The following is a 23,922-nucleotide window of genomic DNA, read 5'->3' as shown; positions in this document are numbered from 1 at the left end:
AACCAGAGGACACCATGCACGACTTGGGAATCGTAGAACCGACCCTAGAAGAGTTCCGTGAACTAGCGACCAGCCGCCGCGTCATCCCCGTGCGCGTCAAAGTTCTCGCAGACGCCATGACCCCCATCGGCATCTACCGTGCCCTGGTCGCCGCCGACGGCGCACCCGCCCCCGGCACCTTCCTACTTGAATCAGCCAACGAGCAGAAGCAGTGGTCCCGCTACTCCTTCATCGGTGCCTCCAGCCGCTCAACCCTCACCACCAAGAACGGGCAGATTGTCTGGCAGGGGCTCACCCCCTCCGGCGCACCCACCGAGGGTGACCCTGTTGAGGCTATCCGCGAGACCCTGGAGATGCTGCACACCGAACCCCTCGATAACCTGCCCCCGCTCACCAGCGGCCTGGTCGGCTACATGGGCTGGGACGTCGTGCGCCACTGGGAGAAACTACCCGGCGGCCCGGCGGACGACGTCAACCTGCCCGAATTTGCCCTCAACATCGTCTCAGACATGGCAGTGCACGATAATGCCGACGGCACCGTCACTCTCATTGCCAATGCCATCAACTTTAACGGCACCGACGAAAACATCGACGCCGCCTACGCCGACGCTCTCTCCCGCGTTTACGCCATGATGGACAAGCTGGCCCAGCCCGCCCCCGACTCCGTCTCAACCCTCACCGGCACGGCAAACGTCGAAGCAAAAGTCGCCCAGGTCAAGCACACCTGGGCTGAGCAGGGCTTCTTGGATGCTATCGATAAGTCCAAGAAAAACATCCTGGACGGCGACGTCTTCCAGATCGTCATCTCCCGCCGCTTTGAAGCCGAGAACCGTGCCAGCGCCCTGGACGTCTACCGGGTACTGCGCCAGTCCAACCCCTCGCCCTACATGTACCTCTTCAACTTCGAGTCCACGGTCGATGGCGAGCCCTTCCAGATTGTCGGCTCCTCACCCGAAGCCCTGGTCACCCTCAAAAACGGCACCGCCACCACCCACCCCATCGCCGGGTCCCGTCCGCGCGGTGCCACCCGCGAAGAAGACCTAGCCCTGGCTGAAGAACTACTTGCGGACGAGAAGGAACGCTCCGAGCACCTCATGCTCATCGACCTGGCCCGCAACGACCTCTCCCGCATCGCGGTACCAGGTTCTGTCAACGTCACCCAGTTCATGGAAATCGAGCGCTTTAGCCACATCATGCACATCTCATCCGAGGTGCAGGCCCGGTTGGCTGAGGGTATGAATGCCTACGACGTGCTGCGCGTGGCCTTCCCCGCAGGCACCCTCTCAGGTGCGCCCAAGCCCCGCGCCATGCAGCTACTGGACGAGTACGAGGTCAGCGCTCGCGGCGTCTACGGTGGTGTGTGCGGCTACTTCGATTTTGCGGGCAACATGGATATGGCCATTGCCATCCGCACCGCCGTGCTCAAGAGCGGACGCGCCTACGTGCAGGCAGGAGCCGGTATTGTCATGGACTCCGTGCCAGCCTCCGAAGCTCAGGAAACCGTGAACAAGGCGGCAGCGCCCCTGCGCGCTGTGCTCACCGCGTCGGGTCTGGCGCCCCTGTCGACCGAGGTGATTGACTAGATGAGCGAGTCACAGGCCCAGCCTGCTGAGGTTGCTACCGCGCGCCCGGTGCCGGGCTGGGCTAAACCTGCCCGCGTGATGCTGGGGGCCATGGCGGTTTCTGCTGCCGCCTTCCTCACCACTTTGCCGACCTGGATTCGCGCTGAGGTCAGCACGGTCGTTTCGACCTCCACCCTGGATATTTCGGGGGCGGACGCCGGCTCCACCGTCTCTGCCCTGGCCCTGGTTGCCCTGGTGGCGTCGGTTGCCCTGCGTATTGCCGGGCCTAAGCTCCGCAAGGTGCTGGCTCTCTTGCTGGTGGGCGTGGGGCTGGGCCTGGCGGTAGCCGCCTTCGGCGTGAACGCCGATCCGCAGGCTGCCTCTATGGCCCAGGTCAGCGCGATGACAGGCACTAACGCCCCGGCCAACTCCTACGCTGTGACCGTCATGCCCCTGCTGGCGACCGTGTGCGGTGTGCTGGTTGCCCTGGCCGGTGTGTGGGCCTTTGTTGCTACCTCCCACTGGAAGACCGGGCGCAAGTACGACCGGTCAGCTGCCCGGGCAGCCCGCGTGGCTTCTGCCGAAGAAACGGACGAAATCGACGCCTGGGACTCCCTGAGCGAGGGCAAGGACCCCACCCTGTAAGAGGGGCAAAACCTCTAAAGCCGCAGACCCGCTGCGATAGCGGGCTGCGGCTTTGCTGTATCTAGAGGGGGTTTATAGGCCGAAGGATCCCTCTAGGCGGCTGCGGGAACCTGGGTGCAGCAGTACTACCTGGCTGATGAGCTCATCGCCTGACCAGGTGCTGCGCAGCAGGCGCAGACAGGGCTCGGTGGGGTTGATCTGCAGGTCGGACGCCTGTGAGCTGGTGGGTAGCACCGCTTCGACGGTGTGCGTGCCCCGGGTGATAGGGGAGCACTGCCCCAGGTAAAAGTTGGGGGTAATGCTGGTGAAGTCCTGCTCTAGATAGTCGGGTATGGCTACGGCGTTGACATAGCGTTCTTCGCGCTGGATGGGCAGCCCGTCATCGTAGTGGACCAGCACGCTGTGAAAGACCCTCTCGCCCAGCTCAGGGGCTAGGCGGCGCTGGGCCTGGGCTGCCGGTATCTCTTCGAGGGTGAGCACCTTGCTGCTGTGGGTGTGGCCGCGTTCGGTGATTTCATCGGCAATGTTGCGCACCTCAAGCAGGGCAGAGGGGTTCTTGTGCTCGGCCACAAAGGTGCCGACCCCGCGGGTACGCACGAGCAGGCCCTCAAGCGTCATCTCGCGGATAGCTCGGTTGACGGTCATGCGGGAGAGGCCCAGGGCGCTAGCGAGCTCGTTTTCTGAGGGGATGCTTTCGCCTGCTGCCCAGTGGCCGCTGTTGATTTGCTCGGTGATGATGGTTTTGAGCAGCTGGTAGGCGGGGGCCTTACTGTCTTTGTGGTCAGCGAACTGCTGGGACAAGTCGGTAATTTTTTCCACGCCTACTCCATTGACAACCAGTTGTATATACAAGAAGATAGGTGTGTGACCCTCTTCATCTTTCAACTGTACCGCCCCGGCGCGGTCAGGCAAAAGTAAAGAACCAGAAGCTGGGCAAAGCAGACCATCATGCACAAAGGAGTAGACATGACCACCAGCGGCCCCCGCCCCGTCCGCGCCCCTCGCGGCCCTGAACTCAATACCCTCGGCTGGCAGCAGGAAGGTGCCCTGCGCATGCTCATGAACAACCTCGACCCCGAGGTTGCCGAGCACCCCGATAATCTGGTGGTCTACGGCGGCACCGGCCGCGCCGCCCGCTCCTGGGAAGCCTTCGACGCCATCGTCGCCACCCTCAAGACCCTTAAAGATGATGAAACCATGCTGGTGCAGTCCGGCAAGCCCGTAGGTGTCTTCCGCACCAACGAGTGGGCCCCGCGTGTGCTGCTGGCCAACTCTAACCTGGTGGGCGACTGGGCCAACTGGGAGCACTTCCGCAAGCTCGAAGCCGAAGGTCTGATGATGTACGGCCAGATGACCGCTGGTTCCTGGATCTACATCGGCACCCAGGGCATTCTGCAGGGCACCTACGAGACCTTCGGCGCGGTCGCCCGCAAGCGCTTCAACGGCACCTTGGCAGGTACCATTACCCTCACCGCAGGTCTGGGTGGCATGGGCGGTGCCCAGCCCCTGGCCGTGACCATGAACGAGGGCGTAGCAATCTGTGTGGACGTTGATGAGTCCCGCGTTGACCGCCGCATCGACCACAAGTACCTGGACGTTAAGGCCCGCGATCTCGACCACGCCCTAGAGCTCGCCGTCGAGGCCCGCGACGCCAAGAAGCCCCTGTCCATCGGTGTCGTCGGCAATGCCGCTGAGATTTTCCCCGAGCTGCTGCGCCGCAAGGCCCCCATCGACATCGTCACCGACCAGACCAGTGCCCACGATCCGCTGAGCTACCTGCCCACCGAGGTCACCTTCGAGGACTGGAAGGCAGAAGCCGCCCGCGACCCCGAACTCTTCACCAAGCGCTCCCGCGAGGCCATGGCAGCCCACGTTGAGGCAATGGTCGGCTTTATGGACGCCGGTGCCGAGGTCTTCGACTACGGCAACTCCATCCGCGATGAGGCTCGCAAAGCAGGCTACCAGCGCGCCTTTGACTTCCCCGGCTTTGTGCCCGCCTACATCCGCCCCCTCTTCGAAGAGGGCCTGGGCCCCTTCCGCTGGTGCGCTCTCTCCGGCGACCCCGAGGACATCAAGAAGACCGACCAGGCGATTCTCGAACTCTTCCCCGAGAACGAGCACCTGAAGCGCTGGATCACCATGGCCGGTGAGAAGGTCGCCTACGAGGGTCTGCCCGCCCGTATCTGCTGGCTAGGCTACGGCGAGCGCCACAAGGCAGGGCTCAAGTTCAACGAGATGGTAGCTAGCGGTGAACTCTCTGCCCCCATCGCCATTGGCCGTGACCACCTGGATTCCGGTTCGGTGGCTTCCCCCTACCGCGAGACCGAGGGTATGAAGGACGGCACCGACGCCGTTGCCGACTGGCCCCTGCTCAACGCCCTGGTGAACACCTCATCGGGTGCGTCCTGGGTATCCATCCACCACGGCGGCGGCGTGGGCATGGGCCGCTCCATCCACGCGGGCCAGGTCTGCATCGCTGACGGTTCGGAGCTGGCCGCTGCCAAGCTGGAGCGCGTACTGACCAACGACCCCGGCATGGGCGTAATTCGCCACGCGGACGCCGGCTACGAGTACGCCCAGCAGGTTGCGGCTGAGCGCGGGGTCCGTATTCCCATGCAGGAAAACCGCTAGCCATGACCAGCCGTCTCTTTACCAACATCGGGTCGCTGGTCACCAACGACCCCACCCTGGACCGCGGGCCCCTGGGCGTTCTCGAAAACGCCGCCTTCGTGGTGGAGCAGGGCAGAATTACCTGGGTTGGCACAGCCAGCCAGGCACCGGCGTCCGACCGCTGCCTAGATCTGGGCGGGCGCGCCGTGCTGCCGGGCTTCGTGGAATCCCACTCTCACCTGGTCTTTGCCGGGGACCGCTCGCACGAGTTTGCCGCCCGCATGGAGGGCAAACCGTACGAAGCCGGTGGCATCCGCACCACCATCGAGGCTACCCGGGCAGCGAGTGCAGCTGAGCTGGAACTCAACACCCGCTCGCTCATGCAGGAGTACGCCCGGGCCGGGGCGACCACGATTGAGGTGAAGACCGGCTACGGCCAGTCGGCTGAATCTGAACTGAAATCGGTGCAGGTCGCTGCGGCCTGCACCGACGAGGTCACCCTGCTGGCTGCCCATGTGGCTCCGCCGGAGTACCGGGATAAGCACGATGAGTACGTGCAGATGGTGGTTGACACCATGATCCCGGAGTGCGCCCCCTACGCCTCATGGATTGACGTGTTCTGCGAGCGCGGTGCCTTTAGTGAGGACGAGTCGCGGGCCGTATTACAGGTCGGTATCGCTGCCGGTTTGAAGGCGCGCGTGCACGGGAACCAGCTGACCTACGGGGCCGGTGTGCAGCTGGCGGTTGAACTGGGTGCTGCCAGCGTGGATCACGTGGTCTACCTGACGGACGCGGACGTCGACGCCCTGGCCAACAGCTCTACGGTGGCTACGGTTCTCCCCGGCGCCGACTTTTCTACCCGGGGCGACTACCCCAACGCCCGCCGTCTGCTGGATGCCGGGGCTACCGTAGCCCTGGGAGCAGACTGCAACCCCGGCACCTCCTTCACCACCTCCATTCCCTTCTGCATCGCCCTGGCCGTGCGCGATTTGCACATGAGCCCCGACGAAGCCGTCTGGGCAGCAACCGCCGGGGGAGCAGCAGCCCTGGGGCGCACCGACATCGGTGCCCTGACCGTGGGAGCCCGTGCCGACGTCCTTGCTCTGGACGCCCCCAACCACCTGCACCTGGCCTACCGCCCCGGCGTGCCCCTGATCGCCGGCGTTTGGAAGGACGGCCAGAGCGTCGTGCCCCTGCACGAGGAGGACATCTAGTGATACAGGCTTTTACCGACCGGCAGGCCCCGACCTGGAGCGGACGCGACGACGGCCCCGGTGCCGAACACCGCAGGCTCTTCCAGGTAGTGCAGCCGCTTGCCCAGCTCACCCAGAAACCGGACGCGGTCTTCGTCGGCTTTGCCTCCGACGAGGGGGTTCGCCGCAACCAGGGGCGCACCGGCGCAGCAGAAGGGCCCACCGCCCTGCGCTCAGCCCTGGGAACCCTTGCCCTGGCTCAGGGAACCACCGGTAGCCGCCGCACCGACCTCGTCCTGGGAGACGCCGGTGATGTTGTTGTGACTAACCGCGACCTGGTCGGCGGCCACCGCAGGCTCTCAGAAGCCGTCACCGCCACCATCGACGAAGGCTCCCTGCCCGTGGTACTCGGTGGCGGGCACGAAGTCGCCTACGGCACCTACCTGGGGCTGGCGGCGTCCGCCCGCAGAAAAAACTACCGGGGGCAGGGCAGAGCTGCGCGCATCGGCATCCTCAACCTCGACGCCCACTTCGACCTACGCGAAGCGGACGAACCCACCAGCGGAACCCCCTTCAGCCAGGCACTCTCCGACGAAGAATGGGCAGGCACCGAACTGACCTACGCGGTCGTGGGCATCTCTGAGGCAGCCAACACCCAGGTACTCTTCGACGCCGCAGACCGCGCCCGCGTGCACTACCTACTTGATGAAGAAACCCACTGGGGCAACCTGCAAGCTATCGACAAGTTCATCGAAGTCTTCACCGCAAACGTTGACCTGATCTACCTGACCCTGGACCTAGACGTGCTCCCGGCAGCCGTTGCCCCCGGCGTCAGCGCCCCGGCCGCCCTCGGGGTCGATACAGCCATCATCAACCGCATCATGGGTAAAGTCGCAGCCTCAGGTAAGCTAGCCGCCTTCGACGTCGCCGAACTCAACCCCTCCCTCGACATCGACGGGCGCACCGCCAAAACCGCCGCCCGCCTGATACACACCGTCCTAACCCGGCATACGCCTCTGCCGGAGTAAAACTCTATAGGTTCAGCAGGCTCGCGCTCGCTGCCGACCCTCTCGCTGGTTCGCTGACGCTCACAAGCGATTCACGCCAGCCGCCGAGCCAGCAGCTTCGCTGCGAGCCTGCTTCACCTCATACACTTTCAAAGGAGAAAACCATGACCACCACCGTCACCGTCGGCATCGGGCCCGTGAGCTTCGCCGACCTGATCGCAGTTGCCCGCCACGGCGCGGCCGTCACCATCAGCGACGAAGCCCTGGCTGAAATCGAAAAATCCAGCCAGCGCATCCGCGACCTCGCCAACTCAGACACCCCCGTCTACGGCGTCTCCACCGGCTTCGGTGCCCTGGCCAACAAGCACATTCCCCTGGAGATGCGCAAGGCCCTGCAGCGCGGCCTGATTCGCTCCCACGCAGCAGGCTCTGGCCCCGAAGTTGAAACCGAGGTCATCCGCGCCCTTATGCTCCTGCGTCTTTCAACCCTGGCAACCGGCCGCACCGGCGTCCGCCCCGTCGTCGCCCAGGCCTACGCCGATATGCTGTCAGCTGGGCTGACCCCGGTAGTGCGCGAGTACGGTTCGCTGGGCTGCTCCGGCGACCTGGCACCCCTGTCCCACTGCGCCCTGGCCATCATTGGTGAGGGCCAGGTGCGGGACGCCGACGGCCAGCTCTACGAGACTGCCGAGGCTTTCGAGAAGTTCGGGCTGACCGCGGTCGAACTTGCTGAAAAGGAGGGGCTGGCCCTCATCAACGGCACCGACGGCATGCTGGGTATGCTGGTCATGGCTCTGACCGACCTGGACGCCCTGGTCAAGCTCGCCGACGTCGCTGCGGCTATGAGTGTTGAGGGGCTTGCCGGTACCGACCGCGTCTTTGCCCCCGAGCTGCACGAGCTGCGCCCCCACCCCGGCCAGGGGGCCGCTGCCGCCAATATGAAGAAGGTGCTGGAGGGTTCCGGCATTATCCAGCACCACGCCGAGAACGTCACCACCTACGTGCAGGACGCCTACTCCCTGCGCTGCGCACCCCAGGTCGCTGGCGCAGTGCGCGACACCATCGAACACGCCCGCACCGTTGCCCTGCGCGAGCTGGCCTCAGCCGTCGATAACCCCGTGGTGACCCTGGACGGACGGGTGGAATCCAACGGTAACTTCCACGGCGCCCCGGTGGCCTATGTGCTGGACTTCCTGGCGATCGCTGTTGCCGATGCCGCCTCAATCTCAGAGCGCCGCACCGACCGCTTCCTCGATGTTGCCCGCAACCGCGGCCTGCCGCCCTTCCTAGCCGACGACCCCGGAGTGGACTCAGGCCACATGATCGCTCAGTACACCCAGGCTGCTATCGTTTCTGAGCTCAAGCGCCTGGCCGTACCTGCCTCGGCAGATTCCATTCCCTCGTCTGCCATGCAGGAGGATCACGTCTCCATGGGCTGGTCGGCTGCCCGCAAGCTGCGCAAGGCGGTGGACGGGCTCACCCGCGTCCTTGCTATTGAAATCCTCACAGCCGCCCGCGGTATCGACCTGCGCGCCCCGCAGACCCCCTCACCGGCAACCGCCGCTGTGATTGAGCGCCTGCGCAAGGACGTTGCTGGCCCCGGCCCCGACCGCTTCCTCTCACCCGAAATCGAACAAACCGTTCAGCTGGTCGCCAGCGGCGAACTGCTGGCGGCGGCTGAAAGCGTTACCGGCCGCCTCGCCTAGTTCTTCCGTCTTTGCGGAAATAAAAAGGCACACGGGTGCCTAAACTGGGCCAAAGAGCCCGCTATCTTCTAAGATAGAGATAAGCACCCGTGTGCTCAGCGCCCATACACCTGCGAGCGCACGCCCACACACTACAAGGAGACTCACATGGCACAGCAGACCGTTGAGATGGTCCCCGACCTGCCCTACAACAACCACGGCAACACCACCGCCTCATGGGCCATGGTCATCATCATGATTGTCGGCTCAATCATCGGCGCAGTCGGTTTCTGCATCTCAAGCACCCCCATCTTCGTGGTCGGCGTCGCCATCATCGCCATCGGCGTTGTCGCCGGTATCGTGCTCCGCTCAGCAGGCTACGGCCAGGGTGGTAAGCACACCAAGTACCACCACTAAAACCCGAACCCACCCGGGTGAGGCGAGACAAGGGGCACCCCGCACAGACGCGAGGTGCCCCTTACCTTTTCTTCACACGTGTTCTCACCCGGTGAACCCGTCTGGCAAACGTTCAGGCACCTGAGCGATACTAGAGGGGCACGACCAACCCAACCTGCGCCGTCCGCGCACCAGCACCAAGGGGCACCATGACCGTACTTGATGACATCATCGTAGGCGTCCGCGAAGATCTCGAAACCCGCCGCGCCGCCCTGCCACTTGAAGAGATCAAGAAGCAGGCAGCTGCTCAGGCTCCCGCGCTTGATGCCCTGGCAGCCCTGCGCGGGGCTGAGGAGGGAAGCGTCGAAATCATTTCCGAGGTGAAGCGCTCTTCCCCCTCAAAGGGTGCCCTCTCAGACATTCCCGACCCTGCCGAACTGGCCGCCGCCTACCAGGCCGGGGGAGCGGCCGCTATTTCGGTACTGACCGAAGAGCGCCGCTTCAAGGGAACCCTGGCTGACCTGGATGCCGTCCGCGCAGCTGTCAGTATCCCGGTTCTCCGCAAGGACTTCACCGTGGACGAGTACCAGATTTGGGAGGCCCGCGCCCACGGGGCTGACCTGGTTCTCCTCATCGTCGCCGCCCTGGACGACGCCACCCTGCGCCGCTTCCTCGACCTCACCCACGAACTCGGCATGAACGCCCTGGTCGAAACCCACACCCCCGAAGAAATCGAGCGAGCTGTTGCAGTGGGCGCCCGCATTGTGGGCGTGAACGTGCGCAACCTCAAGACCCTCGAAGTCGATAACGCCAACTTCAGCAAGCTAGCCCCCCTGCTGCCCGCAGACGCCATCATCGTGGCAGAATCCGGCGTTGCCAGCCCCGAGGACGTCGCCGACTACGCCTCACACGGCGCCAAGGCCGTGCTGGTGGGCGAGGCCCTCGTAAAATCTGGCACCCCCACCGAGACCCTGCGCGACTTCCGCGTCGCCGGCGCCCAAGCCCGGCAAACCTGGCTGGGCTCCCAGCCAGCCTAACCCCACACCCTACTTACCCCGCACCGCGCCTGCCACGCCCCAAGAGAGCCGGGCCCAGGCGTCCGCCCCTATCAGACACTCAACGTTTAGCCCACCGAAGGGAAACCCCATGACTGAAACCCTGGCAGAACAATTCCTGGCAGCAGGCCAGAGCCTCAAAAACGCCCCCGGCCCCTACTTCGGGCAGTACGGTGGGCGCTACATGGCAGAATCTCTCATCGCGGCCATGGACGAGCTCGAAGCCACCTTCAACGAGGCTAAAAACGACCCCGAATTCTTAGCCGAATTCCGCCGACTATCGGCCGAATACTCCAACCGCCCCTCCCTGCTGACTGAGGTTCCCCGCCTCTCCGCCGAAGCCGGGGGAGTACGCTTCTTCCTCAAGCGCGAAGACCTCAACCATACCGGGTCCCACAAAATCAACAACGTCATCGGCCAGGCTCTGCTGGCTAAGCGCATGGGTAAGACCCGCCTCATCGCCGAAACCGGCGCAGGCCAGCACGGGGTCGCCACCGCCACCGCAGCTGCCCTCTTCGGCATGGAGTGCGTGGTCTACATGGGCGAAGAAGATACCGAACGTCAGGCCCTGAACGTTGCCCGCATGCAGCTGCTGGGCGCAACCGTCATCGCCGTGCAGACCGGATCGCGCACCCTCAAAGACGCCATCAACGAGGCCCTGCGCGACTGGGTATCCAACGTCGACACCACCCACTACCTACTCGGCACCGCAGCCGGTGCCCACCCCTTCCCCGCCATGGTGCGCTACTTCCACGACGCCATCGGCACCGAAGCCCGCGAACAGTTCCTCGAAGCCACCGGCACCCTACCTACCGGCATCGCAGCCTGCGTCGGCGGCGGCTCCAACGCCATCGGCCTCTTCCACGCCTTCCTCGACGACGCCGACGTCAAAATCTACGGCTTCGAAGCCGGCGGCGACGGAATTGACACCGACCGCCATGCAGCCACCATCAACCTGGGCCGCCCCGGCATGCTCCACGGCGCTATCACCTACCTCATGCAGGACGAGGACGGCCAAACCATCGAGTCCCACTCCATCTCAGCGGGCCTCGACTACCCCGGCGTCGGCCCCGAACACGCCTACCTCTCAGACATCGGCCGCGTAGACTACCAGGCCGTCACCGACACCGAAGCCATGGACGCCCTGCGCCTGCTCTGCCGCACCGAAGGCATCATCCCCGCCATTGAGTCCTCCCACGCCCTGGCAGGTGCCCTGCGCGTTGCTCAGGAATGGGCGGAGGCGGACCCCGCCACCGCTCACGAGAAGTCCATGATTGTCTGCCTCTCCGGCCGCGGAGATAAGGATATGGAAACCGCCCTCAAGTGGTTTGGCCTGGGCAAGGCTATTCCCTCGACCAGCCTGAACGTGGGGAACAAGGAAGCAGCGGCAGAAACCGCCTCGCAGAACGATACGACCGCACAGAACGAAAGCAAGGGTGCCTAATGAGCCACATCGATTTTCAGGACGAAACCCGCTACTCCGTGCGCAAGGGTAGCTTCCCCGCCCCCAACCCCGACTCCAAGCTGGCCGCCCGCCTTGCCGAGTGCAAGGCTGAGGGGCGAGCTGCCCTCATCGGTTACCTGCCGGTAGGCTACCCCAGCGTTGATGAGTCTATCGAGGCTGCCATTGAAATGGGCCGGAACGGGGTTGACATTATCGAGCTGGGCCTGCCCTACTCAGACCCGGTCATGGACGGTCCCGTGATTCAGCGGGCCACCGTTGAGGCCATTGAGAAGGGCTTCCGCACCGACGATCTCTTCCGGGCTGTACGCGAGATTACCGCCGCCACCGACGCTGTCGTTCTGGTTATGACTTACTGGAACCCCGTGCTGCGCCGCGGCGTTGACCGTTTTGCCGAGGAGTTAGCTGCTGCCGGTGGTGCCGGTCTGATTACCCCCGACCTGGTACCCGATGAGGCCGCCGACTGGTTTGAAGCCTCAGAAAAGCACGGCCTGGACCGTATCTTCCTGGCAGCTATCTCATCCAGCCCCGAGCGTCTTTCCATGATTTCGCAGGCTTCAAGCGGCTTTGTCTACGCTGTCTCGGTGATGGGCGTGACCGGTGCCCGCTCGTCGGTGAACACCGCCGCCGAGACCCTGGTCGCTGACCTGGGGGCCGCAGGCGCTCCCGCTGCCTGCGTGGGCCTGGGTGTTTCCAAGCGTGAGCATGTGGAAGAAATTGGTGCCTATGCAGATGGCGTGATTGTGGGTACCGCCCTGGTTAAGGCTCTGGCTGAGGGTGGCCCGTCCGCCGTTGGTGCACTGACCCGCCAACTAGCTGGCCGCGAGTAGGGGAGACGCCCATGACAGCTACCGTCCTTGCCTCTATTCCTTCGCCGTCCATCTCCACTCTTGAGCTGGGCCCCCTGACTATCCACTTCTATGCCCTCTGCATACTGGCGGGCATCGCGGTCTGCATGTGGCTGACCGGTCGCCGCTGGGCTGCCTGGGGTGAAGACCCCGAACGCGTCTGGGACGTTGCCATGTGGGCCATTCCCTCGGGCATTATCGGTGCCCGCCTCTACCACGTGCTGATTACCGACCCCGGCACCTACTTCGGCGAGGGCGCTGACCCGCTTGATGTCTTCAAGATTTGGGAGGGCGGTATCGGCATCATGGGCGCGATTTCGGTCGGTGGCCTGGGTGCCTGGTACGCCTGTCGCCGCTACGGGATTTCGCTGGCTAAATTTGCGGACGCCGCCGCCCCCGGCATCATGATCGCCCAGGCTATGGGCCGCTGGGGCAACTGGTTTAACCAGGAGCTCTTCGGCAAGCCCACCACCCTGCCCTGGGGCCTGGAAATTTCGGCCACCTCGCCCAACTTCCCCGACCAGTACCCGGCGGGCACGCTCTTCCACCCAACTTTTCTCTATGAGTCCCTGTGGAACCTACTCGGCGCGGCCCTGCTGATTGCCCTGGGCCGCCGCGGCATCTTCCAGCTGGGCCAGACCTTCTGGGCCTACGTTGTTTGGTACGGTTTTGGCCGTCTCATGATTGAGACTTTCTTGCGAATCGATACCGCTGAGATGCTGCTGGGGGTCCGTATTCACGTGTGGACTTCTGGTGCTATCTTCTTGCTGGGTATCGTCATGTTCGCGCTGATGGGGCTACGAGCGCGTAGGCGCGGCGAGCTCCCGGGTGCCTATAGGCAGGGCGCTGTCGTGCCCAGCGCGGACGAGCCCGCCCCGGCGTCCGTCCGCTCCGGCGACTAGCGCACGAGCATAGAAACTAATCCGCACTTATTCTGAAAAGTCCGCAACTAGTTGCGGGTACATCAGAATAAGTGCGGATTACTTTTTGCCCTGGGACAGTAACAAATTGATATGCCTGCTTATTAAAAGGTAGGGTAGAGGTAGTTAGCTTCACAGAGGAGGTAAACATGAAGTATTCATCTTTCCCAAATCTCACAACGGTTCCGGCGTATCTACTGTCTTCTGCCCTGTATTCGCTAGCAAGTTACGGCCTGCTTGCCTCGCTAGGAACAGTATTTTCTTCGCGATTTTTCCAGCCCGGGCTAACGGTTTTATTTGGAACCTGGTGTGGTGTCGCACTGGCGTTTTTGGCTCTACACCACCGGGTAAAAGCTGAGCATGAGCAAGCAGGTGGTGCAAAGCGTCGTGGAATGTTTGACTCCTGGCTGCCGGGTAACCCTGTTGAAGCTGTGCTGGCACTTCTTGTATATGGTTGTGCTGTCAATGGTGCTGTATATGTAATTGCGTCAATGGCTGGATTGGACTTCACCTGGTTCACGGCACTCATGGGGCTAGTGGCAGCGCTTCCGCTCGCCGCTGCTGGTTTTAACCGAAACCTAGCTCGCGGTCATAACGTCTAACTCGGGCGCCTGATCCGCACTTATTCTGAAAAGTCCGCAACTAGTTGCGGGTACATCAGAATAAGTGCGGATTAGTTTTTGCCCTGGGCCAGCCTGGTGTTGCTCTCGGGCTTACCACCTGCGATGGCTGGCTTAGACCCTACTCTTTTTCTCTTGACCCTACAGTTTATCTCGGGGTGAAGAGAGAAGGGGTAGGGTCTTATCGCATTACTTAATAAATTGATATGTCTGCTTATTAAAAGGTAGGGTGGGGAATACGTATTATGTCAGCGCGTCAACGATTGGCGCAGATTTCACCTGGGTCACGGCGCTCATGGGGCTAGTGGCAGCGATTCCGGTTGCTTTGCTATGTTTCAACCGGAATCTGGGACCTCAAGCGAAAAATGAACACCAGGTACGTTAAGGGAGTGATAGGGATGAAACAACGGCGAGTGCTAGCGTTCCTTGTTGCAGGAGTTTGTTGGGTATCTGGTTGCTCAGCGGTGAATCCTAGTATTGATCCAAATAGTGTGGAGCCTCCCTCTCACGCCCTTACCTGGACTTCTCTTACCGAAGGGTTTGGGAATTCAGAGGGGACTATTCCTCTAGATTCAGAAACTACCTATGCTGTTTATGCGCGGTGCGGTGGAGAGCACGGGGCTGGTTTTACTGTTGATGTTTCGTATGAGGATGGCACATCTATCGCTAATTATCAGTTGCAGTGCCCACAAGAGATTAATGAGCCTTTCGAGGTCAGTGGGAACCAGCTGGTAACCATGAAGGTTTTCCCCATGGATAAGCAGAGCACCCCCACCTATAACTCGTATGCGAGCATTGTTGAAAGAGATAATTAGCAGCAGAAACCGCATGTATTTTGAAATAGTCCGCAACTAGTTGCGGGTACATCAGAATAAGTGCGGATTAGTTTTTGCCCTGGTCCAGTCTGGTCAGCAGGGCGGACGCGCGGTGGGCCCGCATACTCACCAACGACGAGTTCGTAGAGTCACTGGGCTTCTGCGTCGAAGCGTAGAGATAGTAGCCCGCCAAAGCGATAACAGTAGCCTGCAAGAACTCGAGCGCAGGACGCCCGGACGCCGGCATCAGCTCGTATACCTCAGTAAGAGTCAGCTCGGGGTTGGCAATCAGGGCGTCAGTTGCCACCGAGGTAGTGTCATATTGGGCGTTACCCACCGTTGCCCAGGGCCAGTCAATCAAAACAGCCTCGCCGGTGGGGCGAATCAGAATGTTGTCGCCCCGCAAATCGGTATGCACATAGGAGCACCCTGCCAGATGGGCAACCAGATGCTCGTCTACAAAGGCGGCAAACTCGGCGGCCTTATGGTTGATAAAGGGCAGTAGCTGCACCAGCTGCTGGTAGGAATCAGTGGCCTGAACATAGACCAGGTGCTCCAGAGTCACACCCCGAGCGAGTTTGTGCCAGAAAATGAGTTCCTCTGTCAGGTCAGCTTCGGTGGCCGGTAGGTTGAGGCTTGGGTCAACCGGAACCCGGCTCATGCTCTCTAAGGCCCGAAAAACGGCGGCCAGTTCTTCTTTCTGCCAGGGGTATTCTGGGTGCCGCCCCTCGATATCTTCCAGAAGCAGGGCGACCCAGGCTGTGCCGTCCGCCCCTGAAAAATCACGGGCAGCGAGGACGGCCGGGGTTGGGGTGTTGCTGGGGAAGGACGCGGTGATGCGGCCCTCCTGCCGGTGCAAGTCAGCTGTTTGTGGGTGAAGGTTGGCGTCAACAGCCTTAAGGAAAGCCCTGCGACCTTTGCGGGTGACCAGGCGGTCTGCGGTGCCCAGGCTGAACCCACCGCTTTGCGACTCGGCCCCGACTACGGTGTCACCTAGCTCTTCTTCTACCCAGGCCTGCACGGAATGAGGGAGATCCGCCCAGGTGGCACGCTGGGTAAGGGGCACTGGGGAGGGTATCTGATCACTCATGGCTCTAGCTTAGCTACCTTGCTTTTGGGGGTAATAAATTATTGCCGAACTAGAGCCCTTAGGGGTAAAAGCGCCGTAACAGAGTAGAAAAAATATCCAACCCCTGGCGCCTGGGTGCACCCAGAATCTAGGCTTTAAGTGAGCCACAACACTCATCTGCTGTATTTCTAAGGAGCTCTCACATGGCCACCATGAAAGCTGTTGTTGTTTCTGACCGTCTTGATGGAACCGTAGATATCAAAGATGTGCCCGTACCCGAGGTGGGCCACGGTCAGGTGCTTGCCAAGATTGAATACTCAGGTATCTGCCATACCGACCTGCACGTAGCAGCCAGTGACTTTGGCGAAAAGCCCGGTCGTATTCTGGGTCATGAGGGTGTAGGTGTCATCACTGAAGTCGGCCCCGGCGTAGAACACCTCAAGGTGGGCGATCGCGTCTGTGTTCCCTGGTTCTTTAAGGGCTGCGGCCACTGCGAATACTGCACGGACGGCCGCGAAACCTTCTGCCGCTCCGTCATCAATGCGGGCTACACCGCAGACGGTGGCATGAGTGAATACACCCTGCTCTATGCTGACTACACCGTCAAGGTTCCCGATGCTCTCGACCCGGTTGAGGCAACCTCCATCACCTGTGCCGGTGTGACCACATATAAGGCCGTGAAGGAATCAGGTGTCCGCCCGGGTCAATGGATTGTCTGCTTTGGCGCAGGCGGCCTGGGCAACCTCTCCGTCCAGTACGCCAAGAACGTCTTTGGGGCCCAGGTTATTGCCGTTGACCTTAATGAAGACAAGCTGCTGCTGGCTAAGGACAGCGGGGCAGATGTGGTCATCAATGCTAAGAATGTCGAAGATGTCGTGGAAGAAATCAAGAACACCACCGGCGGGGCTGGTGCCCACGTTGCGGTGGTCACCGCGGTAGCTAAGGCTGCCTTTAATCAGGCTGTTGATTCCGTCCGCGCCGGTGGCACCGTAGTTGCTGTTGGTCTGCCCACCGAGTCTATGGATCTCAACATCCCCCGCCTGGTGCTAGATGGCATCAAGGTCCAGGGCTCTTTGGTGGGAACCCGTCAAGACCTGGCAGAAGCTTTTGAATTCGGTGCCCAGGGTCGTGTTAAGCCCGTGGTTCAGCTCCGCCCGGTCGAAGATGCCCAGGCTATCTTTGATGAAATGCATGCCGGTTTGATTAACGGACGCATGGTGCTCGACTTTACCGGCGCCACCCGCTAACTTACCCATCTGATCAGTGGGGTTCTGGAATATTCCAGGGCCCCACTTTTCTATCCTCTATGTGAAATACCTGTCTCATTTTGCGAGATTTAAAGTTTCAAGTCTGTTTCAATTAGCCACCCCCCACGTAACAATGAACCCTGCATAATTACGAAAAATATTCATGTTCTAATTCGGTTTTCCCTAGGTTGCACAGGGTAAGAATCAAGCAAAAGAAGCTATCTAGTAGGGGAGTAGCTCCCATCTTGCTCATGCAACCTACAGGTGCCTGTTGAATCTTTACACGCAGGGGCGTATAAATTTACACATACGTAACGAAGCCTCTACAGACTGATGGAAACATTCTCCCGCACCTACCGGAAGCGGGGGAGAACCCCAGGTTCAGGCCCCACAACCGGGCAACCTAGAGCCGCTACACGCGCCATCGTCACAGCGAGGCGACCACCGACATCTCGTGCTGCAAGGGAGCGGCTAAACCACAGGCGTCCTGTGACCACCAGCTCCCGTACGTCCGCCGTTTAGCTTCCTCCGCTGGCACCAGAGCCCAACGTAAGTAGGAACGGCCCACATGAGTCACACCACGCTCGGCAGTGCAGACCACGCCGATAAGACCTTCACCCAGGACCCCCACACCCTCGGGCACGCCCCTTCACCCTTCACCACTTTCGCCTCCATTCCCGAGGCCACCGGTCTCTATAGCCCGGAGAACGAAAAGGACGCCTGTGGCCTGGCCATGATTGCCACCCTGCGCGGCACCCCCGGCCACGACATCGTTGATCACGCCCTAACCGCCCTACGCCGTCTGGAACACCGCGGTGCGGTCGGCGCGGACGAAGGCACCGGCGACGGCGCCGGTATTCTCCTACAGATTCCCGATGCCTTCTTCCGCGAGGTCGTTGATTTTGACCTGCCCGAACTGGGTAAATACGCCGTAGGTACCGCCTACCTGCCCACAGGTGGCGAGAATGCAGATGAACTCAAGGAGGGGCTAACCCAGATTGCCCAGCGCGAGGGCCTGCGGGTGCTCGGCTGGCGTGAGGTGCCCGTCAATGCGGATATCGTGGGTAAGGCTGCCCGCGAGGTCATGCCCTACTTCGTGCAAATGTTCATTGCAGAAGCCTCAGGTGAGGATCTGGACACCGTCAACGCCCCCTTTACAGGCCACATCCCCGTGGTCAACCTGGACGAAGATTCAGAGCGCCGCCAGCTGGACCAGAAGGCATTCCGCGTGCGCAAGCGGGCCCAGCACAAGCTTGGCGTCTACTTCCCCTCCTTCTCCTCGCGCACCATCGTCTATAAGGGTATGCTGACCACAGCCCAGCTGGAACCCTTCTACCCGGATCTCTCCGACCCGCGTTTTGCCACCAAGCTGGCGATCGTCCACTCGCGTTTCTCGACCAACACCTTCCCCTCCTGGCCCCTGGCCCAGCCCTTCCGCACCATCGCCCACAACGGCGAAATCAACACGGTCAAGGGCAACCGCAACTGGATGCGCGCTCGCCAGTCCCAGCTCAAGTCCCCGGTTCTGGGCCGCAACCCCGAAGAGCTCTTCCCCATTTGCTCGGTGGGTGCCTCTGACTCCCAGAGCTTCGATGAAGTTGCAGAACTGCTGATGCTCTCGGGGCGTTCGGCTGCCCAGGTGCTCATGATGATGGTTCCTGAGGCCTGGGAAAACCACGAAACCATGGACGAGGACCGCCGCGCCTTCTACCGCTACCACTCCTCCCTCATGGAGCCCTGGGACGGCCCCGCCGCGATTGCTTTTACGGACGGCGACAACGTCGGCTCCGTCCTGGACCGCAATGGTCTGCGCCCCGGCCGCTACTGGGTCACCGACGAGGGCCTGGTCATTCTGGCCTCTGAGGTCGGCGTGGTCGACATGCCCGAAGAGAAGATTGTTGAGAAGGGCCGAGTTTCGCCCGGCAAGATGTTCTTCGTTGATACCAAGGCAGGACGCCTGGTGCCCGACGAAGAGGTTAAGGCAACTGTTGCTGCCGAGCAGCCCTGGAAGCAGTGGGCTGATGAGAACATCGTTGACCTGGCTGATCTGCCCGAGCGCGAGCACATCCGTGCCTCCCGCAAGTCCATCCTCAAGCGCCAGCAGACCTTCGGTTACACCGAGGAAGAGCTGCGCAAGATCTTGGCTCCTATGGCTAAGACCGGGGCTGAACCCATCTACGCCATGGGCACTGACACCCCCATCGCGGTGCTTTCAACCCGCCACCGCCTGCTCTTTGACTACTTCGTGCAGTCCTTTGCCCAGGTGACCAACCCGCCGCTGGACTCCATCCGTGAAGAGCTGGTAACCAGCCTCAAGACCTCTATCGGTGCCGACGGCAACCTGCTGCGCAACGGCCGCGTCAAGGTCCAGCACGTGGGGCTCAACTTCCCGGTTATCAATAACGACGAGCTCGATAAGATTGCCCATATCGAGGACGAGGACGGCATGCCTGCCGCTCTCAAGGTCAGCGGCCTCTACCCGGCTCACGGGGGAGAAGAAGCCCTGCGCGCCCGTATCGCTGAAATCTGTGAAAAGGTTTCTGCCGCTGTAGAACGTGGCGTGCAGTTCCTGATTCTTTCAGACCGTAACTCTAACGGCGCCTGGGCGCCCATCCCGTCCCTGCTGCTGACCAGCGCCGTCCACCACCACCTGCTACGCTCAGCCACCCGCACCAAGGTCGCCCTGATTGTTGAGGCCGGCGATGTGCGCGAGGTACACCACGTTGCCACCCTGATTGGCTACGGCGCATCGGCAGTCAACCCCTACCTGGCCATGGAATCAGTAGAAGAGCTGGTAGCCCAGGGCGAAATCACCGGTGTGACCGAATCCGAAGCGGTCTACAACCTCATCAAGGCTCTGGGTAAGGGCCTGCAGAAGATTATGTCCAAGATGGGTATCTCCACCGTCTCCTCCTACTGCGGTGCGCAGACCTTCGAGGCTCTGGGCCTCTCCCAGCAGGTCGTTGACCAGTTCTTCACCGGCACCCACTCCCAGATGGACGGCGTGGGCCTGGACGTCATTGAAGCCGAAACCCGCAAGCGCCACCACGATGCCTACCCCGACGACGGCGTCTCCGTGCCCCACCGCGCCCTGGAAACCGGCGGTGAGTACGACTGGCGCCGCGAGGGCCCGCCCCACCTCTTCAACCCCCAGACCATCTTCCGTCTGCAGCACTCGACCAAGACCCGTCGCTACGATATCTTCAAGTCCTACACCAAGCTGGTTGACGACCAGGCCAAGGACCTGATGACCCTGCGCGGCCTCTTCACTTTCACCGAAGACCGCACCCCCATCTCCATTGACGAGGTGGAACCCGTCAGCGAAATCGTCAAGCGCTTCTCCACCGGTGCTATGAGCTACGGCTCTATCTCCAAGGAGGCCCACGAGACCCTGGCCATTGCCATGAACCGCCTGGGCGCTAAGTCCAACACCGGTGAGGGCGGTGAGGACGTTGATCGTCTGCTGGACCCCGAACGTCGTTCTGCCATCAAGCAGGTCGCCTCCGGCCGTTTCGGCGTGACCTCCCTCTACCTGACCAACGCCGACGACATCCAGATCAAGATGGCCCAGGGCGCTAAGCCCGGTGAGGGTGGCCAGCTCATGGCTGCCAAGGTCTACCCCTGGGTAGCCAAGACCCGCCACTCCACCCCCGGCGTCTCCCTGATTTCGCCCCCGCCCCACCACGATATCTACTCCATCGAGGACCTCGCCCAGCTCATCTACGACTGCAAGCGGGCTAACCCGTCCGCCCGCGTCCACGTCAAGCTGGTGTCTGAAATCGGTATCGGCACCGTGGCCGCAGGCGTCACCAAGGCTAAGGCGGACGTCGTGCTCATCTCGGGCCACGACGGCGGCACCGGCGCAGCCCCGCTCAACTCCCTCAAGCACGCAGGTGCCCCCTGGGAGCTCGGCCTGGCTGAAACCCAGCAGACCCTCATGATTAACGGCCTGCGCGACCGCGTCGTCGTCCAGGCGGACGGCCAGCTCAAGACCGGCCGCGACGTCATCATCGCCGCCCTGCTGGGCGCCGAAGAATACGGCTTCGCCACCGCACCCCTGGTCGTCGAAGGCTGCATCATGATGCGCAAGTGCCACCTGGACACCTGCCCCGTGGGCGTCGCTACCCAGAACCCCGACCTGCGCGCCCGCTTCACCGGCCAGGCAGACCACGTGGTCAACTTCTTCGAGTTCATCGCCGAAGAGGTACGCGAATACCTGGCTCAGCTGGGCTTCCGCACCCTGGACGAAGCTATCGGCCACGCCGAGGTACTCGACATGTCCCAGGCCATCGACCACTGGAAGGCCGACGGGCTCGACCTGACCAAGGTGCTCACCTCCACCGCCGTCGAATACGAGGGTCAGGGTATCCGCCACCTCAAGGACCAGGACCACGAACTCGAGGCGCACATCGATAACACCTTCATCGCAGCCGCCCAGGCAACCCTGAGCGACCGCACCCCGGTTGCTATCGACTCACCGGTGGTCAACACCGACCGCTCCGTGGGCACCATGCTGGGCCACACCGTCACCAAAACCTTCGGCATTGAGGTGCTGGACCACGACTCCATCACCCTCAACCTGACCGGCCACGCGGGCCAGTCCCTGGGCGCCTTCCTGCCGCAGGGTATCACCATCCGCCTGACCGGCGACTCCAACGACTACGTGGGCAAGGGTCTCTCCGGCGGCCGCATTATCGTGGCTCCGGACGCCGCAGCCCCCCTGGTTGCCGAAGAGAACGTGGTAGCCGGTAACGTCATCGGCTACGGTGCCACCAGCGGTGAAATGTTCATCCGCGGTATCGTCGGTGAGCGATTCCTGGTACGTAACTCCGGTGCCACTGCCGTTGTTGAAGGCATCGGCGATCACGGCTGCGAATACATGACCGGTGGTAAAGCCCTGATTCTGGGCTCAACCGGCCGTAACTTCGGTGCGGGCATGAGCGGCGGTACCGCCTACGTGCTCGACCTGGACATGGCTAAGGTCAACAAGCAGTCCCGTGAATCCGGCGAACTTGGCTTCCTGGAACTAACCGAGGACGACCGCGCCGAGGTTGCCCAGCTGCTGACCCGCCACCGTACCGAGACCGGCTCAACCCTGGCGTCCGCCCTGCTGGAGGACCTGGAGGGCACCTACGCCCGCATCACCAAGGTACTCCCGCGCGACTTCGCCGCCGTACAAGCTATCCGTGCCGAGGCCGAAGCCGCCGGCGAAGACACCGAATCCATGCAGGTTTGGAACAAGATTTTGGAGGTGACCGCTCGTGGCTGATCCCCGCGGTTTTCTGAAAGTAACCACCCGTCAAGACCGACCCAAGCGCCCCGTCCCCGTGCGCATCCTTGACTGGAACGAGGTGCAGGTCGCCCAGAACTCAGCGGTTCTCAAGACCCAGGCCTCCCGCTGTATGGACTGCGGCGTTCCCTTCTGCCACGTCGGCTGCCCCCTGGGCAACCTGATTCCCGAATGGAACGACCTGACCTGGCGCGAGCAGACCGAAAAGGCTGTGGAACGCCTGCACGCGACCAACAACTTCCCGGAGTTCACCGGACGCGTATGCCCGGCTCCCTGCGAAACCTCCTGCGTGCTGGGCATCAACCAGCCCGCAGTGACCATCAAACAGATCGAGTACTCGATCGCCGAGCAGGCTTTCGAGGGCGGCTACATCGAGCCGATCATGCCCGACCGCATGCTCGATAAGACCGTCGCCGTAGTCGGTTCAGGCCCCGCCGGTCTGGCAGCTGCCCAGCAGCTGACCCAGGCAGGCTTCACCGTCGCCGTCTTCGAACGCGACGACAAGGTGGGCGGTCTGCTGCGCTACGGTATTCCCGATTTCAAGCTAGAAAAAGATATCGTTGACCGCCGTATCGAGGTCATGAAGGCCGAAGGTACCCGCTTCCGCACCGGTGTTGAAATCGGTAAAGACATCACCTGGGATAACCTCAAGCGCCGCTACGACGCCGTCATCGTTGCCACCGGCGCAACCGCCCCCCGCGCCCTGCCCATCCCCGGGGCCGACCTGGACGGCGTCCACTACGCCATGCCCTACCTGACCGAAGCCAACCGCGTGGTAGCCGGCGACCTCGCCGCCCCCACCATCGACGCAGCGGGTAAGCACGTCATCGTGCTGGGCGGTGGCGACACCGGCTCCGACTGCATCGGCACCGCCGTGCGTCAGGGGGCAGCCTCCATCACCACCCTGGCTATCGGCAAGAAGCCCGGCACCGAGCGTCCGGAGAACGAACCCTGGCCCATGTTCCCCAAGGTCTTTGAGGTTTCCTCCTCTCACGAAGAGGGTGGCGAACGCAAGTACCTGGCCTCCACCGTCGAATTCGTAGGTGAAAACGGTAAACTCACCGGCCTCAAGGTCGCTGAAACCGAATACCTGCCCGACGGGCGTCGCGTTCCTAAGGCTGGCACAGAACACGTCATCCCGGCCGACCTGGTTTTCCTAGCCCTGGGCTTCACCGGCCAGGAGAATGACAACATCACCACCCAGGTAGGTGCAGAACTCGACCGCCGCACTAACGTAGCCCGCGACGAGAACTACATGACCAACGTACCCGGAGTCTTCTCCTGCGGAGATGCCGGCCGCGGCCAGTCCCTGGTCGTCTGGGCAATTGCCGAAGGACGAGCCTGCGCAGCAGCTGTTGAAAAGCACCTGACCGGCTCAACCCTGCTCCCTGCCCCCGTAGCCCCCAGTGACCGGGCAATTGATTTGGCGCTCTAATGACGGACGGTAGACAGACTCACGCTCGCTGCCGACCCTCTCGTCTGGTTCGCTTCGCTCACA

At 62.1% G+C, this 23,922-nt stretch carries 17 protein-coding genes; 15 read left to right on the top strand and 2 right to left on the bottom strand.

Features of this window, described 5'->3' with window-relative positions:
• Positions 1–14: 14 nt before the first annotated feature.
• A complete protein-coding gene (locus ACEE43_RS03820) occupies positions 15–1,583 on the top strand; it encodes an anthranilate synthase component I (protein ID WP_449106962.1) in 1,569 nt (522 codons plus the stop codon).
• Positions 1,584–2,207 (top strand): Trp biosynthesis-associated membrane protein, encoded by a 624-nt coding sequence (locus ACEE43_RS03815; protein WP_449106961.1) that lies wholly within the window; start codon positions 1,584–1,586, stop codon positions 2,205–2,207.
• A 72-nt stretch (positions 2,208–2,279) separates the two neighbouring features.
• Here the strand turns inward: ACEE43_RS03815 and hutC are convergent, their stop codons facing one another.
• Positions 2,280–3,026: a histidine utilization repressor gene (gene hutC / locus ACEE43_RS03810; protein WP_449106960.1), complete on the bottom strand. Its 747-nt coding sequence runs from the start codon at positions 3,024–3,026 to the stop codon at positions 2,280–2,282.
• A gap of 147 nt (positions 3,027–3,173) precedes the next feature.
• Here hutC and hutU point away from each other — a divergent pair, with 147 nt between their 5' ends.
• The 10 genes from hutU to ACEE43_RS03760 all read left to right on the top strand — a co-directional run bounded on the left by hutU (position 3,174) and on the right by ACEE43_RS03760 (position 13,985).
• On the top strand, positions 3,174–4,838 hold the full coding sequence (gene hutU / locus ACEE43_RS03805) for a urocanate hydratase (protein WP_449106959.1): 1,665 nt from the start codon (positions 3,174–3,176) through the stop codon (positions 4,836–4,838).
• Between the two features lie 2 nt (positions 4,839–4,840).
• Positions 4,841–6,031 carry an imidazolonepropionase gene (hutI, locus tag ACEE43_RS03800; protein WP_449106958.1) on the top strand — a complete coding sequence of 397 codons (1,191 nt, stop codon included), beginning with the start codon at positions 4,841–4,843 and terminating at the stop codon, positions 6,029–6,031.
• On the top strand, positions 6,031–7,038 hold the full coding sequence (gene hutG / locus ACEE43_RS03795) for a formimidoylglutamase (RefSeq protein ID WP_449106957.1): 1,008 nt from the start codon (positions 6,031–6,033) through the stop codon (positions 7,036–7,038). The genes hutI and hutG overlap by 1 nt, the downstream gene beginning before the upstream one ends.
• A 143-nt stretch (positions 7,039–7,181) precedes the next feature.
• Positions 7,182–8,723 carry a histidine ammonia-lyase gene (gene hutH / locus ACEE43_RS03790; protein WP_449106956.1) on the top strand — a complete coding sequence of 514 codons (1,542 nt, stop codon included), beginning with the start codon at positions 7,182–7,184 and terminating at the stop codon, positions 8,721–8,723.
• 147 nt (positions 8,724–8,870) lie between these two features.
• Complete coding sequence (locus tag ACEE43_RS03785) at positions 8,871–9,119, top strand: HGxxPAAW family protein (RefSeq protein WP_237185301.1); 249 nt, start codon at positions 8,871–8,873, stop codon at positions 9,117–9,119.
• A gap of 188 nt (positions 9,120–9,307) precedes the next feature.
• Positions 9,308–10,135 (top strand): indole-3-glycerol phosphate synthase TrpC, encoded by an 828-nt coding sequence (gene trpC, locus ACEE43_RS03780; RefSeq protein WP_449106955.1) that lies wholly within the window; start codon positions 9,308–9,310, stop codon positions 10,133–10,135.
• A 109-nt stretch (positions 10,136–10,244) separates the two neighbouring features.
• Positions 10,245–11,597, top strand: coding sequence for a tryptophan synthase subunit beta (gene trpB / locus ACEE43_RS03775; RefSeq protein WP_449106954.1), 1,353 nt, complete (start codon positions 10,245–10,247; stop codon positions 11,595–11,597).
• Positions 11,597–12,445 (top strand): tryptophan synthase subunit alpha, encoded by an 849-nt coding sequence (gene trpA, locus ACEE43_RS03770; RefSeq protein ID WP_449106953.1) that lies wholly within the window; start codon positions 11,597–11,599, stop codon positions 12,443–12,445. Before trpB ends, trpA begins: the two co-directional genes overlap by 1 nt.
• Before the next feature lie 11 nt (positions 12,446–12,456).
• Positions 12,457–13,365: a prolipoprotein diacylglyceryl transferase gene (lgt, locus tag ACEE43_RS03765; RefSeq protein ID WP_449106976.1), complete on the top strand. Its 909-nt coding sequence runs from the start codon at positions 12,457–12,459 to the stop codon at positions 13,363–13,365.
• 167 nt (positions 13,366–13,532) lie between these two features.
• Positions 13,533–13,985, top strand: coding sequence for a hypothetical protein (locus ACEE43_RS03760; RefSeq protein WP_449106952.1), 453 nt, complete (start codon positions 13,533–13,535; stop codon positions 13,983–13,985).
• A gap of 900 nt (positions 13,986–14,885) precedes the next feature.
• Here the strand turns inward: ACEE43_RS03760 and ACEE43_RS03755 are convergent.
• On the bottom strand, positions 14,886–15,908 hold the full coding sequence (locus ACEE43_RS03755; protein ID WP_449106951.1) for a phosphotransferase: 1,023 nt from the start codon (positions 15,906–15,908) through the stop codon (positions 14,886–14,888).
• A gap of 182 nt (positions 15,909–16,090) precedes the next feature.
• Here ACEE43_RS03755 and adhP point away from each other — a divergent pair, with 182 nt between their 5' ends.
• From adhP to ACEE43_RS03740, 3 genes are all read left to right on the top strand, one after another.
• Positions 16,091–17,134: an alcohol dehydrogenase AdhP gene (adhP, locus tag ACEE43_RS03750; RefSeq protein ID WP_237185293.1), complete on the top strand. Its 1,044-nt coding sequence runs from the start codon at positions 16,091–16,093 to the stop codon at positions 17,132–17,134.
• Positions 17,135–17,702: 568 nt separating this feature from the next.
• Positions 17,703–22,403, top strand: coding sequence for a glutamate synthase large subunit (gene gltB / locus ACEE43_RS03745; protein WP_449106950.1), 4,701 nt, complete (start codon positions 17,703–17,705; stop codon positions 22,401–22,403).
• Entirely contained in the window at positions 22,396–23,859 is a 1,464-nt protein-coding gene (locus ACEE43_RS03740) for a glutamate synthase subunit beta (RefSeq protein ID WP_449106949.1), read from the top strand. The genes gltB and ACEE43_RS03740 overlap by 8 nt, the downstream gene beginning before the upstream one ends.
• Positions 23,860–23,922 lie beyond the last annotated feature (63 nt).

This window comes from Rothia sp. 11254D007BW, from assembly GCF_053548195.1.
The sequence above is the reverse complement of the archived record's forward strand: the minus strand, read 5'-3'. Positions and strand labels throughout refer to the sequence as shown.